This window comes from Actinacidiphila alni (assembly GCF_900112845.1).
GTDB classification, from domain to species: domain Bacteria; phylum Actinomycetota; class Actinomycetes; order Streptomycetales; family Streptomycetaceae; genus Actinacidiphila; species Actinacidiphila alni.
Map to the genome: position 1 here is coordinate 235,446 of NZ_FONG01000001.1, position 16,331 is coordinate 251,776.

Genomic DNA, 16,331 nt, shown 5'->3' on the forward strand with positions numbered 1-16,331 from the left:
CCGGCTCCGTCGAGGATCCGGTCCGACGAGGTCACCGGGTGCCCCAACAGGCCGACGCGGCGCCGCGGTACGGCCGGCGGATCGTGGTCGACGTCATAGGCGGCCGAACCGACCCGGCCGCCCGCTCCGCGGCGGCCGGGCGGGTCACAGGGCGCCGAAGAGCCTCAGCAATTCGTCCTTGCCGAACATCCGGGCCGTGTCGACCGCCGACGGCACGCCCGCGGCGGGGTCGGCGCCGCCGTCGACCAGGGCGGTGATGACGTCCTGCTCGCCCTTGAAGACGGCGCCGGCGAGCGGGGTCTGCCCCCGGTCATTGGGTCGGTCGGGCTCGGCGCCGCGCGCCAGCAGGGCGCGTACGGTCTGCCCGTGGCCGTGGTAGGCGGCGAGCATCAGCAGGGTGTCACCGCGGTCGTTGGTGAGGTTGGCGGGGACACCGGCGTCGATGTAGGCGGCCAGTTTGTCGGTGTCGCCCTGCCGGGCGAGGTCGAAGACCTGGGCGGCGAGCTGCAGCAGCTCCGGGTCGTGAGCGGGCTCGCTGTCGGGCGCGGGATCGGGCGTCGGCTCGGTCATGGGCCCACCCTACGCAGCGGGGCACGGTCCGCTGAAGAAGGAGATCACCACACGCCGGGACGCGGCCCCGTCGGCCCGCACATCCACCGGGACGCAGGCGCGGCCGTCCCCGGCGACGAAGAACGAACCGACGAAGACGGTCGGCCGGGCAGGGCAGGCATTGAAGGTGACCGCGGGGGTCGGGGTCGAACCGAAGGCCCTGCCGTATTCGAGGCCGGCCTTGGCCCGTTGCTCGGCGCCGATGGTGAGGGTGACGCTCGCACCGGACCGCAGGTCGACGGCGACCTTGTAGTGCCAGCCGTCGGAGTCGTGGTAGCCGAAGGACTTCTGGTCACCGTCGGTCAGCGCCCGCAGGCCGGGCCAGGTCAGCGGACCGACCGTCACATCGTCCTTCGCGGAGGAAGGGGCCGTCGGTGAACCGGAAGGAGAAGCGGAAGCAGAAGCGGACGCGGAAGTCGAAGAGGACGAAGGGGGTTTGGCGATGGGTGACGTGGTGGGGACGGTGGTGGCACCGGGCTGGTTGACGCTCTCGACGCACTCGACCGGGCGCGGATGCTCGACGCTGCCGACCGGTGGCGGCTCTTCGGTGACGATGCGAACGGAGTCCGTGGTGGGGGATCGGTGCGGGCTGCCGCCCGAGGTGCAAGCGGTGACCAAGGCGATCATCCCCAACGCCACACCAGACGCTCGCAACCCGAGACCTGACATGGGCATCACCCCCTCAGTCAGGACGGTACGTGGTCAACCGAGCGGCGGCCAGACCACCAACTGCCGGACCAGCGCCGGGTCCCCGGTCAGCCGCAGGGCGCCGTCGTCCAGCGGTGCCCGCCGGTACAGCGCCAACAGCAGGTCGCTCGCGGGCCCGGAGAGTACGGCGCCGGGCTCGGGCCCCTCGCCCGGACCGCCGCGGACGGCCGACGCGCCGGTGGTGTCCAGGATCAGCGTCCAGGCCGGACCCTCGTCGGTGACCAGCGCGACCCGCGCCGGGGCGTGCGGCCAGCCGTCCATGGAGCCGAAGCCCACATGCAGGAATTCGTCCAGGGCGTCCGCGGCGAGCGCGGGCGGCAGCGGTTCGGCCGCTCCCGCCGCCTCCTGCGCGTCCCTGGCATGCACCGCCGCCTCCTGCACCTGGTGCCGGGCGACGGAACCGGACGTCGCCGCGTTCCCCGACTCCGCCCACCAGGTCCAGCAGCCGACCTCGGGCCCCGCGGTGCGCAGCGCGTCCAGCAGCACCGTCGTCGCCCCTGCGGACCAGGCGGCCAGGTCGCTCCCCGGCGTCCGGTCGACGACCAGGTCGTCCGACGGCGGCCGGAGCGCGGGACCCGCGGCCACGACGGCCGCCCAGAAACGCTGGACCTGGCCGACATGGGTCAGCAGATCCCGCACCGTCCAGTCCGGACAGCCGGGAATCCTGGCCTCGCTCGGCGCCGCCTCCGCCGCCTTGCGCAGTACGGCGGACCGCTCCTCGATCAGTTCGAGCCAGTCGGTGAACCGGAGTTCGGGGAAGGCCGGCGTCTGTGCGGAGCGCGAAGTCGTCATGGCCTCCGTTGTAGCAGCGCCCTCCGACAATGACCCGGGAAGAACGGGAGCACCGCTCCCCGGCGGTGTTCCGGGTACCCTCGCCGCCCGGGTGTCCGGGTGGCGCCGCGGCCGGATTCGCCGTCGGCCACGCCGGATTCCGCGCCGCAACTCGCGCTGGATTTCGCAACGATTCCGCAGGTTTTGCCCAACCCTGACCGCGGTAGGCACTGTTCACCGGGACGGGAAACCTGTTCCATGGTCATCAGGCGGCCGCCGAGCCCGAAGGCGGCCACGTGTGTCAGAAGAGGTGGCCTTGGTTACGACCGTGCGGCGTACCGCTGTGAGCATTCCGGCAGCGGCTCTCGGCCCCGAGAATCCGCTGCCCGCGCTGCGCCCGCTCGACGAGGTGCACCGGCTGGACCTCAAGGACCGGACGGGCCTGCCGCCCGACATGGCCAGGCAACTCGGTTACGCGCCGCTGCGTTCCGTGCTCCCGGTACGGATCCTCGATGGCTACGGCCGGGACCGCGTCCCCGCCGAACTCGACGCCCTCGTCATCGAGAACGAACGGATCCGTGCCACGGTGCTGCCGGGCCTGGGCGGCAGGCTCTACTCACTGGTCCACAAGGCGACCGGCCGGGAACTGCTCTACCGCAACCCGGTGTTCCAGCCCGCGGCGTTCGCCCTGGCCGGAGCCTGGTTCTCCGGCGGCGTGGAGTGGAATCTCGGCGCCACCGGCCACGCCGCCCACACCTGTGCGCCACTGCACGCCGCCCGCGTCCCGGCGCCCGACGGCGGCGAGATGCTGCGGCTGTGGGAATGGGAACGGCTGCGTGACCTGCCGTTCCAGATCGACATGTGGCTGCCCGCAGACTCCGACTTCCTCTACGTCGGCATCCGGGTGCGCAATCCGCACGACCGCACCGTGCCCGCCTACTGGTGGTCCAACATCGCCGTGCCCGAGACCGACCGCACCCGGGTGCTCGCCCCGGCCGACGCCGCCTGGCACTTCGGCTACAGCCGCACCCTCAGCCATGTCCCGGTCCCGGTGCCCGAGGGCACCACCGACATCACCTACACCACGCGTTCCGAGCACGCCGCCGACTACTTCTTCGACGTGCCCGAGGACGAGCGCCGCTGGATCACCGCGCTCGACGGCGATGGGCACGGACTCGTGCAGACCTCCACCGATGTGCTGCGCGGCCGCAAGCTCTTCCTGTGGGGCCACAGCCGCGGCGGCAAGCGCTGGCAGGAATGGCTCACCGAGCCCGGCACCGGCGGCTATCTGGAGATCCAGGCCGGCCTCGCCCGTACACAGCTCGAACACATCCCGATGGCGGCCGATTCCGAATTCTCCTGGCTGGAGGCGTACGGGCCGCTCGCCGCCGACCCGCGGACGGTACACGGCGACGACTGGGGCGCTGCCCGTGCCGAGGCCGCGGGCCGGCTCGAAGCCGCCCTGCCGCGCGCCACGGTCGACGCCGCCTACAAATCCTGGCTCGCGCACGCCGACGCCGAGCCCAAGGACATACTCGCCGCGGGCTCCGGCTGGGGCGCCCTGGAGAACGAGCGCGGCCACTTCGACCTGCCGGGCACGCCGTATCCGGCGACGACGCTCGGCGAGCGGCAGAAGCCCTGGCTGGAACTGCTGCTTGCCGGGGTCTTCCCCCGGCCCGCGGCCGACGCGCCGCCCGGGCCCGCGCTCGTCTCGCCGGAGTGGCGGGAGCTGCTGGAGTCCGCCGACACCTACCCCGGCAACGAGTGGTTCCGCGACTACTACCTCGGCATCGCCCAGTGGGCCGCGGGTGACCGCGCCCAGGCCGTGCGCAGTTGGGAGCGGTCGGTGACCGCCCACCCGTCGCCGTGGGGGCTGCGCGCGCTGGCCGTCGCCGAGACCGACGCGGGCCAGACCGAGCGTGCCGCCGAGCGCTATCTGGCCGCGTACGACTGCCTGGTGGAGACCTTCGCGGCACTGCCCGACCGCCCGGACGTACGGCGCGCCCTGGTCGTCGAGGCCGTCCCCGTACTGCTCGACGCCGGACGCCCGGCCGACGCGGAACGGCTGCTCGCGGAGACTGCCGCGGCCACGGAGGCGGGCGCGGACGGGGACACGGACGCGGCGGTCCCCGGCGGCGGGCGGCTGCGCCTGCTGCGGGCGATGACCGCGCTGGCCCGCGGCGAAGTCGCCGCCGCGCGGGCCCTGTTCGACGAGGGCGTGGTCGTCGCGGATCTGTACGAGGGCGCCGAGGCGCTGACCGACACCTGGTACGCGATAGCCGAGCGCCTGGTCGCCGGTGACGGCCCGGTCACCGACGACGTCAGGACCCGGGCGCGGGCGGAACACCCGCTGCCCGCCGCGTACGACTTCCGGATGCGGCCCGACCCGGTCGGCTAGGCCGCGACGCCTTTCCGCGAGCGCCCGTGCCCGGACGCCGGCCGGTCGCCGCTACGACTGCGGCAGGCCGGCGCCGAGCAGGGCCGTCAGCTCGTCGGTGGTCAGATCGCCGGGGCGGCGGCGCTCGCGGGCGAAGGAGTTGGCGGCACGGCGCAGGGCCTCGTTGACGGGCGTCGGTACGCCGTGCCGCCGCCCGAGCAGCACGATCTCGCCGTTGAGGTAGTCCGCCTCGATGGAGCCGGTGCCCCGGGTGAGGCTCTGCCAGGACGAACCGCCGCCCCGCACCGCGCCGTTGACCGGCTGCACCTCGACGCGGTCACCGCGCACCCGGGCCTGTTCCTCGGCGCCGACATACGGGATCCCGGCGGCGTCCAGTACCGCCGCCCCTTCCTCACGGGCCCGTAGATACAGATCGAAGACCGGACCGTCACCGATCGGACCGGCCACCGCCTCCAGTGAATTGCCCAGATTCGACAGCAGCTTGGCGTACTTCCACGCCATAACGTCCTCCGCCACCGGCGCGTCGAAACCCGAGGTCAGCAGATCGGCCGAGATCCGCCGCGTCGTACCGTCCGCACCCGAAGGGAAGCGCCCCAGATGCAGGATGCCGGTCAGCGGCGCACACGGCGCCTGCACCACGCCCGGCTCCAGATAGGAGCACGGCAGCCAGACGCACATCGCGTGCACATCGGCGAAGCGCCGCAGCGCGAGCCGCTCGTTCTCCACGCCGTTCTGCGCGCACACCACCGCCGGGCCGCCGTCCGCAGAGCCGTAGCCGTCCCACTCCGTCAGCACCGACGCCGTGTCCTGCGTCTTGGTGGCCAGCACAAGGACGTCGTCGGGCCGGGCCCGCAGTGTGCCGGGGCCGTCGGCCACGGGCACCGGCAAGGTCAGTGTCCGGTCGGGCAGTTCGAGGCGCAGGCCCCGTTCACGCAACGCGGCCAGATGCGCGCCGCGCGCCACCAGGACGACCTCGTGACCGGCGTCGAACAGCCGCCCGCCGATCGTGCCGCCGACCGCACCCGCTCCGATGATGATGTATCGCACACGCAGAGCCTCGCACACGCGGCTCCCGGAACCCCGGCCGCCCGTGCCGAAAACCGGTGGCCCGGCCGCCACCCGGAGCGGCACAGTGATCCGCGGGGCGGGCGGGGCGGCGGGCGCGGTCACAGCGCCGCGACGGGCACCGGAGCACCCGGCACACCCCAGCAGACCACACCACCACGACACCCACGGGGGGACCGTCATGTCCACATTGCGTGTGACCGCGGAGCGGCTCACCATCCTCGACCACCCGAACGCCGACGCGCTGGAGCTGGCGCAGGTCGGCCTCTACCGGGCCGTCGTCGCCAAGGGTGCCTACCGCAGCGGTGACTTCGCGCTCTACATACCCGAACAGTCGGTGCTGCCCGAGCCGTTGATCGCAGAGCTGGGCCTGACCGGCCGGCTCGCCGGGTCCGCCGCCAACCGCGTCAGGGCGGTACGGCTGCGCGGCGAACTCTCCCAGGGCATCGTCTGCCGTCCGGCCGCCCTCGACGGCACCGACCTGGAGAGCGCCGCCGCCGGGGGAGAGGACTTCGCCGAACGGCTCGGCATCGTCAAGTGGGTGCCGCCGGTCCCGGTGTCGATGAGCGGCGACGTCGAATCCGCGCCCGACCTGCTGCCGTGGATCGACATCGAGAACCTCAAGCGCTACCCGGGCATCTTCGCGCCCGGCGACCCGGTCGCCGTCACCGAGAAACTGCACGGCTCCGCGTGCTGCCTCACGTACTACGCGGAGACCGGCACGGTGCACGTCACCTCCAAGGGCCTCGGCGGCCAGCGCCTCGCGCTCAAGGAGAGCGCGGGCAATCTGTACTGGCGCGCCGTCCTCGGCCACGGCCTGCCCGCCGTCGCGGCCCGGCTCGCCGAACGGCTGGGCGCGTCCCGCGTCGGTGTCTACGGCGAGGTCTACGGCCGTGGTGTGCAGGATCTCGGATACGGCGCCGACGCCCACGCACAGGGCGCTCCCGGCTTCGCGGCGTTCGACGTGTGCGCGGACATCGACGGACAGGTGCGCTGGCCGGACGCCTTCGCACTGCTGGAGGGCGAGGTGCCGCTGGTACCGAAGCTGTTCGAGGGCCCCTTCGACCTCGACACCGCGCTTGCGCTCGCCCAGGGCGAGGAGACGGTCTCCGGCCGCGGCCTGCACCTGCGCGAGGGCGTCGTCGTACGCACCGCGGACGACCGCTACAGCGACGTCCTCGGCGGCCGGGCCATCGCCAAGGTCGTCAGCGACGCCTACCTGACCCGCAAGGGCGGCACCGAGTACGAGTGACCCCGGCACAGGCGGTCCCGTGCAGGCGGTCCTCGCGGGCCGCCGGGGCCGGCCGGGCCGCGCAATTCACGGGGCGGCCGCATGCTCCAGCCCGTTCCGGGTACGTGCGGGGGATCCGAGCAGCGTCGACGCCAGAGCGGCGAGAGGAACCAGAAGCGATGACCGACATCACCCCCGACGGCCTCAACCCGAACGGCGCCCTGCCACCCGCACAGCGTGCGCTCCACGAGATAGCGCACGGCAGCGAGAACGTCGTCGCGCTCAGCACCCTCGCGGTCAGCGACGTCCTGCTGCCGGTGCCGGGCGCCGAGGAGTATCCGGACGGCGTGGACGGCGCCGAGCCGCCGCAGCAGCTCCAGCTCCCGGTGTACGAGCAGGACGACGGCCGGCAGCTCGTGCCCGTCTTCACCTCCGAGACCCGGATGGCCGAGGCGCTGCCGACCACCAGCCGCTACCGCCTGGTGCAGCTCGCCGTGCTCAGCGGCGCCTGGCCGTCCGACGACCTGATCCTGTCCATCGACACCGGCAGCCCCGACGCGCTGAGCATCTCCGGTGAAGGGGTACGGGCGCTGGCCGGCCTCGTCGGCGGCCAGAACTGAGGCACCGCGCTGAGACCGCCACCTCAGCCCCGGTACACCACCAGGCCGCCCGGCACCTTGTCCAGCAGCAGCTCACCGGGGGCGGGCGCCACCTCGCCGTCGTACGCGAGATGGACGCCCGCGCCGGGCAGCCGCACCCGCAGCCGCCGTACGGTCGCCTCCGTGTAGACCGGCGACTTCGTCAGCACCCCGGTCAGCGCCGCGCCCATCAGCCGGGTGCGGGCGAAGCGCCCGCCGTCCACGATCCGCACGTCCAGCACACCGTCGTTGAGGTCGCGGCGCCGCACCGGCGCGAGCCCCACGCTCGAATAGCGGCAGTTCCCCGCGAACAGCAGCCACACCGAGCGCTTGCGACCGTTGATCTCGATGTCCACCGGCTCGCACGTCCGCAGCACATGGACGGCGGCCAGCACACTCGCCGGCCAGCTCCCCACCCGCCGTGACCAGCGCTCACGCACCCGTACGAGATCCGGGTACGACCCGATGCTGAACGTGTTCAGGAACGGTGCGCTCTCCCGGTCCGGGGTGTCCAGGCTGGTGTGCCGCGCCACGTCCACGGTCGCCGCGCGCCCGTCCCGTACGGCCGCGGCGGTCTCCTCGACCGTCTCCAGGCCGAGGTCCAGCGCGAAGTGGTTGCGGGTGCCGCCGGGGAAGACCGCGAGCGGCAGCCGGTGCCGCAGCGCCACGGCCGCGGCCAGCGCCACCGTGCCGTCGCCGCCGCACACGCCGAGCGCGCCGCCCTGCTCCACCGCCGTACGCGCCGCCTTCTCCAGCATCTCCAGCAGGTCGTCGTCCTCGGTGCACTCGCCGACCGCCGCCTCGGGCAGTGCGGCGATGATCCGATCGGCGGGCGGTGACAGCAGCGGCGGCGGCCCGGAGGCCGAGTTGACCACCACATGCAGCCCGCGCCCTTCCGGCAGCCCCGCTATCGGCACGTCCGCGCCCGGCTCCGGGGTGCCCGGCGCGGGCGGCACCAGGCTGCGGACGACGGCAGCCGCGCCCAGGCCGAGCGCCGCGCCCGCCACCACGTCACTGGGATAGTGCACGCCGGTGTAGATCCGCGAGAAGGCCACGCTCGCCGCGATCGGCGCCACCACCGCGCCCCAGCGCGGCGATTCGATCGCCATGCCCGCGGCGAAGGCGGCGGCCGAGGCGGCGTGCCCGGAAGGGAAGGACGAGGTCACCGGCTGGCGGTGCAACTGCCGTATCACCGGCACGGTGTCGAGTATCGGCCGCGTCCGCCGCACGGCGCCCTTGCCCACGGTGTTGACCGTCAGCGACGCCAGCGCCAGCGAACCGAGACCGCGCGCCGCGGCCCGCCGCCCGGTCCTGCCGCCGGTGGCCGCGACCCCCGCGGCGACCGCGAACCACAGCCGCCCGTGGTTGGCCGCCCGGCTCAGCCTCGGCAGCACCGGCTCAGCGCCCGGCCAGTGCCGTCCCGCCACTTCGGCGAACAGCGCCTTGTCCCAGTTCTTCCAGGGATACGTCATGCGAGCCGGTTACCCGGCCGCGGCCCCCGCACACCGCCGTAGTCCCGCATGTCAGCCACCGGGCCCCGCACGTCAGCCGGCCGGTCCCCCGAGCCGGCCGGTCGGTCGCGCGCGTCGGCCACCGGGCGGCATCCCCGTACCCCGCCCGCCCGAGCATCAGGGGCCGCGACCACGCCCGTTGTAGTCTCGCCGGGTGAACGCAGCGCGACCGCACACCCCGTGGCCGGAGCCGGAACTCGTCATCTTCGACTGCGACGGCGTGCTCGTCGACAGCGAGAAACTCGCCGTCAAGGTCGACGCCTTCGTGCTCGCCGCCGTCGGCTGGCCGCTGAGCGAGGCCGAGATCGTCGAGCGCTTCGTCGGCCGTTCCTACCGCGACATGACCACCGCCATCGAGCAGCACCTCGGCCGCGCCCTGCCCGCCGACTGGGACGCCCCGTACCGCCACCTGTACCAGGAGGCGTTCGACGCCGACCTGACCGAGGTCGACGGCGTCACGCAGGCCCTGGACGCGCTCACCCTGCCCAGCTGCGTCGCCTCCAGCAGCAGCCACGAGGGGCTGCGCCACACGCTTGGCCTCACCGGGCTCTACGAACGTTTCGAGGGCCGGATCTTCAGCGCGAGCGAGGTCGCGCACGGCAAGCCCGCCCCCGACCTCTTCCTGCACGCCGCCCGCACCCTCGGCGTCGAACCCGTGCGCTGCGTGGTCGTCGAGGACAGCAGATACGGCGTGGCCGCGGCCCGGGCGGCGGGCATGCGCGCGTACGGCTACTGCGGCGGCCTCACCCCGGCGCGGTGGCTCGAAGGCCCGGACACCACGGTCTTCGACGACATGCGCGAGCTGCCCGCCCTGCTGGCTCGCTGAACGGGGCGACCGCGCGCCCGCTGTGCGCCGTCCGGCCGCCGGCCGGATGCGGTCCCGGCCGGTCCGGGAGAAGGTGGCCCCGAGGGGGTGTCCACCCACGCAGCGGAGGTAACCGGATGCGGCTCGGCCTGCCGTACGACGTGCGACCCGAACCGGGTCTGCCGCTGCCCGCCCACTGGCAGCAGCGGCTGGCCGCCACCGGCCCCGGCACCGACGGCATCGGCGGCGGCCCGCGGCTGCTTGAGGCCGCCTGCGGCTACTGGGCGCGGCGCGGTCTGCCCTGCGACGCCGGGCATGTGCTCGCCGGCCCCGGCGCCGAGGCGCTGCTGCTCGCGCTGCTGGCCGCCGCGGACGGCGACCCCGTCCTGGCCCGGCCCGCGCCCGCCTGGCAGGCCCCGGTGGCGCGGCTGCTCGGCCGCCGGGTGCACACCGCGCCGACCCCGCCGGAGGGCGGCGGCGTGCCCGACCCCTTCGCGCTGCTGGAGACCGTACGGCGGGCCCGCGCGGCCGGCTCCGACCCGCGGCTGCTGGTGCTGTCCGCCGCGGACGACCCGACCGGCACCGTCACCGCGCCTGAACTCCTCCACGAGACGTGCGAGGCCGCGGCCGAGGCGGGACTGCTGATCGTCTCCGACGAGACGTACTCCGACACCCTGCACCACCACGACACGGTGCTGCTGAGCCCGGCCGAGATGCTGCCCGACCACACCGTCGTGCTCACCGACCTGGCCGCGACCCTCGTACCGGCCTCGGCGCCCGCAGCCCTGGTCCGCTTCCCCGGCACCGCGCACGGCACCGCCTGGCGCGAGCGCACCATCGGGATACTCACCGTGCTGCGCGCGGTGCTGCCCGCGCCGGTCGCCGCCGCCACCGCGTACGTCCTGACCGAACCGCCCGAGGTGACCGACCGCACCGCAGCGGCGAACCGGCTGCACGCACGTACCGCCGCTGCCGCCTTCCGCGCCATCACCGGCGCGGGCGCGACCTGCCGTCCGCCGCGGGCCGGCTTCCAGCTCTATCCGACGCTGCCGGCGGCCGGTCTGAACGCCGCGGAGCTGGAGGAGCGGCTGACCGCCGCGCTGGGCCGGCCGGTGCTCGGCGGCCACCGCTTCGGCGACGACCCGGCCGAGCCGCGGGTGCGGATCAGCACCGGCGTGCTGCACGGCGCCACCGACGCCGAGCGCGAGGCGGCGCTGACCGCGGCCGATCCGCTCACCGTGCCCCATGTCGCCGCCGCGCTCGCGGCGCTCGCCGAGGCCGTCAGCGGCCATGCCGACCCCGGTGCGACCGGGGCGGGACCGGCCTCCGGCACGGCCTCGGGCGCGGTCGGTGAATCGGCGGACACCGGTTCGCGGCAGCGCGGGGCCTGACCTGATTTTCTGGGTATCTGGGTAGACGAATGAACGATGATCGGGGATCCGTGAGCCGCGGCGCCCCGGCCTGCCGCGACCTCCGCCGCCGGGGTCGCGGCGACCGAGACGGATGGGAGTCCCGATGACCGACCAGAGCGAGCGCACCCTCACCGGACCACGGCCGCTGGGGGAGCGCAGGACCTGGCCCGCGTCGTTCAAGGACCGGCTGACCGACCCGCTGCCGGGATTCCGCTCGGTGCTGCGCGCGGTACGCGAACGCAGCATGCGCCCGCCGGCCGCCGCACTCGCCCAGGTGCCCTCGCTGCCCGTCGACCCGGGACCGGTGCCGGAACCCGCGGCGGGCACGGTGAGCGTGACATGGGCCGGGCACGCGAGCTGGGTGATCGGCATCGGCGGCCTCACCGTGCTCACCGACCCGGTGTGGTCGCGCCGCATCCCCGGCACCCCGGCGCGGGTCACCCCGGTCGGCGTCGCCTGGGAGGCGCTGCCGCGGGTGGACGCCGTCGTGATCAGCCACAACCACTACGACCACCTCGACGCGCCGACCCTCAAACGGCTGCCGCGCGACACCGCGCTGTTCGTGCCCGCGGGCCTGGCCGCCTGGTGCCGCCGCCGCGGCTTCACCCGGGTCACCGAACTGGACTGGTGGGAGGCGGCCGAACTGGGCGGTGTGCGCTTCGACTTCGTGCCCGCGCACCACTGGAGCAAGCGCACCCTGACCGACACCTGCCGCTCGCTGTGGGGCGGGTGGGTGCTCACCGACGGCACGGGCCGGCGGGTGTACTTCGCCGGCGACACCGGTTACGGCCGCTGGTTCGGCGAGATCGGCCGCGCCCACCCCGGCATCGACCTCGCGCTCCTGCCCATCGGCGCCTACGCGCCGCGCTGGATGCTCAGCGCCGTGCACACCGACCCGGAAGAGGCCGTCCAGGCGTGCCTCGACCTCGGCGCCACCGCGATGGCCCCGATGCACTGGGCGACCTTCCTGCTCTCCGCCGAACCGCCGCTGGAACCCCTCACCCGGCTGCACGCCGCCTGGGCCGCCACCGGCCGCCCGCGCGAGGACCTGTGGGACCTGCCGATCGGCGGCTCCCGGGTGCTGACCCGCACGTCGTAGCGCGGGACCCCGGAGCCCGGCCGTGCGTACGGCCGGGGCGGCGACGACGGCTGCGGCAGCGGGCGCGGCTGTGGCGTATGGGCTGCGGAGTACGGGCTACGGCGTACGGCTACGGCTACGCGCGCCGGTCGCGGAAGCGCCGCACCAGCGTCGGACCCGCCCCGATGACGAAGGTCAGGCCGACCGCGAGCGCCACGCCCTGCCACGGCTCGGGGAACAGCGAACCGCCCAGGATACCGATCAGCTGATACGACGCGGCCCACGCCAGACAGGCCGGGATGTCGCCGCGTACGAAGCGGCGCATCGGCATCTCGGCGAGCAGGCACGCCACCATCACCGGGATGCGGCCCGCCGGGATCAGCCGGGACAGCACCAGGACGGCGGCGCCGTGCTGGTCGAGCCGGTTCTGCGCCTTCTCCAGCGTGGTGTTGTCCACCCGGTCCTGGAGCCGGTGCAGCCAGCGCGAGCCGTTGCGGGACCGCACCCCGCGCAGGCCCAGCCAGTACAGGGCGACGTCGCCGAGGAAGGCGGCGAAGGACGCCACACCGAACACCACGGCCAGCGCGACCGGTTCCGTCTGGTGGAAGGCCACGACGGCCGCGCCGGACACCAGCGCGCCGGTCGGCACCACCGGCACCAGTGAGCCGAGCGCGACCAGGAAGAACAGCGACGGATAGCCGATCGCCTGCTGCGTGCTCTCGGACGGGGGCGGATTGGCGGCGGCCGACGCCAGGAACGCGATCACCCGTGACTCTCCCGTCCGGTCCCGCCGATGTCCCCGGACTTCCCGGCCTCGCCGCTGCGACGAGCGGGGTCCCGCGTACCGTCCCCGTCCCCGACCCCGGACTCGTCCCCGGCCCCGTCCCCGGACTCGGCCCTGTCCCCGATCGCGACCGCCACCGACTCCCCGTGCTCCAGCCGGTGCACGGTCACCCCGGGCGCCAGGTGCCCCGCGAGCCGGACGAATTCCTCGCCCGGCGTGTGGAATTCGTGCGGCCGGACCGCGTCCATGCCGATCGGCCAGTACGTCCCGTAGTGCACCGGCACCGCCGCGCTCGGCGCCAGATCGGCCAGCGCCCGCGCCGCCCGCCCGGCGTCCAGATGACCGTGCCCGAGGAACGGGCCCCAGCCGCCGACCGGCAGCAGTGCCACGTCCACGGGTCCGACCGCGTCGGCCATGCCGTCGAACAGCCCGGTGTCCCCGGCGAAGTAGGTGCGCGCGGCGCCCTCCACCACATAGCCGAGCGCAGGCGTGCGCTGCGGCCCGTACGGCAGCCGCCGCCCGTCGTGCGCGGCCGGCACCGCGCGGACCGTCACCTCACCCCCGTGCTCCGCCGGTCCGCCGTGCCCGGCCCCGGCCCGTACCGGCAGCGAGTCACCCGCGCCCACCTCCACCAGGCGCAGCCGCTCCCGCAGCCGCCGCAGCCCCGGGACGGCCGCGATCGCGCCGCGCGGCACGACCACGGTGGTGCCCGGCGCCAGCCGCCGCAGCGAGGCCGGGTGCAGGTGGTCGGCGTGCAGATGCGAGACGAGGACGACATCGGCGACGGCGGCGGACGGCGGCGGAACCGCGCCGCGCCGGCGGCGCAGATGGGCCAGCCGCCGGGCGAACAGCGGGTCGGTCAGCACCCGCACCCCGGAGTCCCGGACGGTCACCGTGGCATGACCCCACCATGTGATCTCCACCGCCACCGCGTCGTCCCTTCCCGGCCCTGGTACCTGCTGCCCGCATCTGCCACCCGTACGCGATCCGGCGCCGTACGCACTCGGCCGTACGGCGCATCCTCGCAGGCCGAGCGTATGCCCTGCGGACCGCGCCGCTCCGGGCGCGCCCCCGTACGCGCCCGGGTGGATGACAGGAGCACAGCGGACCGTATGGCACTGTGGAGGTGTGCCGCAGCCTGAAGAGAGACGGGAACGGGCCGCCGGCCGCAGCGTGGTGAGGGCCGTCGGCCGGGTGCTCGCCGTGTGGATGGTGGCCAGCGCGACGCTGGCCCTGCTGGCCTGGCTGCTGCCCGACTTCCGGCTCAAGGCGCCCGACGGCGACAGCCCCACCCAGATCGCGGTGACCGCGGCGATCGGCGCCGGCGCCTTCGGTGTGCTGAGCGCGCTGGTGTGGCCGCTGCTGGTCCGCGCGCTGCTGCTGGTGCCGGCGCTCGTGCTCGGCGCGCTGGTGTTCTTCCTCAACGGCTCGCTGCTGCTCATCGCGCTGCGCTTCACCCCGGACGGCCGCGGCCAGGTCACCCCGGTCACCGCCGTGGTGATCGCCGCCGTGATGTCGGCCGCCTCCTCCGCCACCAGTACGGCGCTCGCCGTGCGGGACGACGCCGCGTACGGCCGCAGGCTCGCGCGGCTGGCCGGGCGCCGCCGCAGGCGGGCGGGCGATCCGCCGCTGCCCGGCACGCCCGGCACCGTCTTCGTCCAGCTGGACGGCGTCGGCCACGACGTCCTGCGCGACGCCCTCACCTCGTCGCCGCCCGCGATGCCGACTGTCGCGTCCTGGCTGGACACCACCCACCGGCTCACCGCGTGGCGCACCGACTGGAGCAGCCAGACCGGCGCCAGCCAGCTGGGCATCCTGCACGGCACCAACCACGACGTGCCCGCCTTCCGCTGGTTCGAGAAGGAGACCGGCCAGGTCATGGTCTGCAACCGGCCGTCCAGCGCGGCCGAGTTGGAACGCCGGGCGAAGGCGCTGACCGGCAGCCGCGGCCTGCTCGCCGACGACGGGGCCAGCCGCGGCAATCTCTTCACCGGCGGTGCCGAGCAGTCCGCGCTGGTGATGTCGGTCGCGGCCCGCCGGGACAAATTCAGCCGCTCCAGGACCGGCTACTTCGCCTACTTCTCCGACCCGGCGAACGCGGTCCGCACGGCCTGGTCGTTCCTGGCCGAAGTGGGCCGCGAGATCGTCGAGTCGACGGCCTCCCGGCTGCGCAGGGACCGGCCGCGGATCAAGCGCGGCGGGATCTACCCGCTGCTGCGCGCCTTCGCCACCGTCGTGGAGCGGGACGTGGCGGTCGCCGCCGTCATCGGCGACATGCTCGCCGGACGCACCGCCGTCTACGCCGACCTGGTCGCCTACGACGAGGTCGCGCACCACTCGGGCCCGCGCAGCAAGGACGCGCGCAAGGTGCTGAACCGGCTGGACCGTTCGGTGGCCCTGATCGCCGACGCCGCCCGCTACGCGCCCCGCCCGTACCGCGTCGTGCTGCTCTCCGACCACGGGCAGAGCGAGGGCGAGACCTTCGAGAGCGCGTACGGGGTGACGCTGCGGGAACTGGTGCGGGCCGGCTGCGGTCTGTCCGGCAACGAGCGGCGGGGCAGGCGGCGGGCGGCGCGCGGCGCCGAGGCGCGGACGGCGGCCCGCACCGCGCTGCGCCGGCCCGAGCGGGGCCGGCGGGCGCAGGAGGAGGCGGAGTGCGAGGGGCCCGCCTCGCAGCCGGTGGTGCTGGCCTCGGGCAATCTCGGCCTGGTCGCCTTCCCGGACATCGAGGGGCGGGCGACGCTGGAGGAGATCGACCGGCGCTCGCCCGAGCTGCTCGACGTGCTGACCGCGCACCCGGGCATCGGTTTTGTGCTGGTGCGCAGCGCCGAACGCGGCCCGCTCGTGCTCGGCCCGGACGGCGCCCAGCACGAACTGGCCACCGGGCGGATCAAGGGCGACGACCCTCTCGCGCCGTTCGGCGACGGCGCGGCGGACGCGGTGCTCCGGGCCGACGGCTTCCCGCACACCGCCGATCTGATGGTCAACTCGGCCTGCGAGCCGCGCTCCGGCGCGGTGTACGCCTTCGAGGAGCAGGCCGGTTCGCACGGCGGCCTCGGCGGCCCGCAGAGCAGCCCCTTCCTGCTGAGCCCGGTCGAACTCCCGCTGCCGGACGAGCTGTTGGTCGGCGCGGAGGCGCTGCACGCGGTGCTGCGGGACTGGCTCGCCCGCGCGTGCGACCCGCCCGTGTGCGATCCGGCTGCGGACGATCATCCGGCCGCGTGCGATCCGTCCGCGTCCCTGCTCGCCCGGGACGAGCCGACCGGGGCGTCCACGCCCTGACGGCGCCCTGACGACTCCCTGACGCGACGACCGCCATGA

General features: G+C 74.6%; 13 protein-coding genes and 1 pseudogene. 7 read left to right on the plus strand and 7 right to left on the minus strand.

The window, feature by feature from the left end:
- Positions 1–144: 144 nt before the first annotated feature.
- The 3 genes from BM076_RS01010 to BM076_RS01020 form a co-directional block, all read right to left on the minus strand.
- A complete protein-coding gene (locus tag BM076_RS01010) occupies positions 145–570 on the minus strand; it encodes an ankyrin repeat domain-containing protein (RefSeq protein WP_093711365.1) in 426 nt (141 codons plus the stop codon).
- A gap of 9 nt (positions 571–579) precedes the next feature.
- A complete protein-coding gene (locus BM076_RS35910) occupies positions 580–1,236 on the minus strand; it encodes a hypothetical protein (protein ID WP_143120493.1) in 657 nt (218 codons plus the stop codon).
- Between the two features lie 75 nt (positions 1,237–1,311).
- Positions 1,312–2,109 (minus strand): maleylpyruvate isomerase family mycothiol-dependent enzyme, encoded by a 798-nt coding sequence (locus BM076_RS01020; RefSeq protein ID WP_093711367.1) that lies wholly within the window; start codon positions 2,107–2,109, stop codon positions 1,312–1,314.
- 295 nt (positions 2,110–2,404) lie between these two features.
- On the opposite strand from BM076_RS01020, the gene BM076_RS01025 reads away from it, so the two are divergent.
- Positions 2,405–4,486 (plus strand): DUF5107 domain-containing protein, encoded by a 2,082-nt coding sequence (locus BM076_RS01025; RefSeq protein WP_093711368.1) that lies wholly within the window; start codon positions 2,405–2,407, stop codon positions 4,484–4,486.
- A gap of 51 nt (positions 4,487–4,537) precedes the next feature.
- Here BM076_RS01025 and BM076_RS01030 read toward each other — a convergent pair whose 3' ends face one another.
- Positions 4,538–5,533, minus strand: a complete 996-nt coding sequence (locus tag BM076_RS01030; RefSeq protein ID WP_093711711.1) for a ketopantoate reductase family protein — start codon at positions 5,531–5,533, stop codon at positions 4,538–4,540.
- A gap of 199 nt (positions 5,534–5,732) precedes the next feature.
- Here BM076_RS01030 and BM076_RS01035 point away from each other — a divergent pair, with 199 nt between their 5' ends.
- Entirely contained in the window at positions 5,733–6,803 is a 1,071-nt protein-coding gene (locus tag BM076_RS01035) for an RNA ligase (ATP) (RefSeq protein WP_093711369.1), read from the plus strand.
- Between the two features lie 158 nt (positions 6,804–6,961).
- On the plus strand, positions 6,962–7,402 hold the full coding sequence (locus tag BM076_RS01040) for an SseB family protein (protein WP_093711370.1): 441 nt from the start codon (positions 6,962–6,964) through the stop codon (positions 7,400–7,402).
- 23 nt (positions 7,403–7,425) lie between these two features.
- On the opposite strand, the gene BM076_RS01045 is transcribed toward BM076_RS01040, so the two are convergent.
- Positions 7,426–8,892, minus strand: a complete 1,467-nt coding sequence (locus BM076_RS01045; RefSeq protein WP_093711371.1) for a bifunctional phosphatase PAP2/diacylglycerol kinase family protein — start codon at positions 8,890–8,892, stop codon at positions 7,426–7,428.
- A gap of 193 nt (positions 8,893–9,085) precedes the next feature.
- Here BM076_RS01045 and BM076_RS01050 point away from each other — a divergent pair, with 193 nt between their 5' ends.
- The 3 genes from BM076_RS01050 (at position 9,086) to BM076_RS01060 (ending at position 12,247) form a co-directional block, all read left to right on the plus strand.
- Positions 9,086–9,757: an HAD family hydrolase gene (locus BM076_RS01050; RefSeq protein ID WP_093711372.1), complete on the plus strand. Its 672-nt coding sequence runs from the start codon at positions 9,086–9,088 to the stop codon at positions 9,755–9,757.
- Positions 9,758–9,873: 116 nt separating this feature from the next.
- The gene (locus tag BM076_RS01055) at positions 9,874–11,127 is read left to right on the plus strand and encodes an aminotransferase class I/II-fold pyridoxal phosphate-dependent enzyme (protein WP_093711373.1); all 1,254 of its coding nucleotides are present in this window, start codon (positions 9,874–9,876) and stop codon (positions 11,125–11,127) included.
- 124 nt (positions 11,128–11,251) lie between these two features.
- Positions 11,252–12,247, plus strand: a complete 996-nt coding sequence (locus BM076_RS01060; protein ID WP_093711374.1) for an MBL fold metallo-hydrolase — start codon at positions 11,252–11,254, stop codon at positions 12,245–12,247.
- 115 nt (positions 12,248–12,362) lie between these two features.
- On the opposite strand, the gene BM076_RS01065 is transcribed toward BM076_RS01060, so the two are convergent.
- Positions 12,363–12,992 carry a DedA family protein gene (locus BM076_RS01065; RefSeq protein ID WP_407640603.1) on the minus strand — a complete coding sequence of 210 codons (630 nt, stop codon included), beginning with the start codon at positions 12,990–12,992 and terminating at the stop codon, positions 12,363–12,365.
- Between the two features lie 134 nt (positions 12,993–13,126).
- Positions 13,127–13,939, minus strand: a pseudogene (locus BM076_RS01070) (MBL fold metallo-hydrolase); the annotation flags it as partial.
- Positions 13,940–14,219: 280 nt separating this feature from the next.
- On the opposite strand from BM076_RS01070, the gene BM076_RS01075 reads away from it, so the two are divergent.
- Entirely contained in the window at positions 14,220–16,292 is a 2,073-nt protein-coding gene (locus BM076_RS01075) for a phage holin family protein (RefSeq protein ID WP_245795668.1), read from the plus strand.
- Positions 16,293–16,331 lie beyond the last annotated feature (39 nt).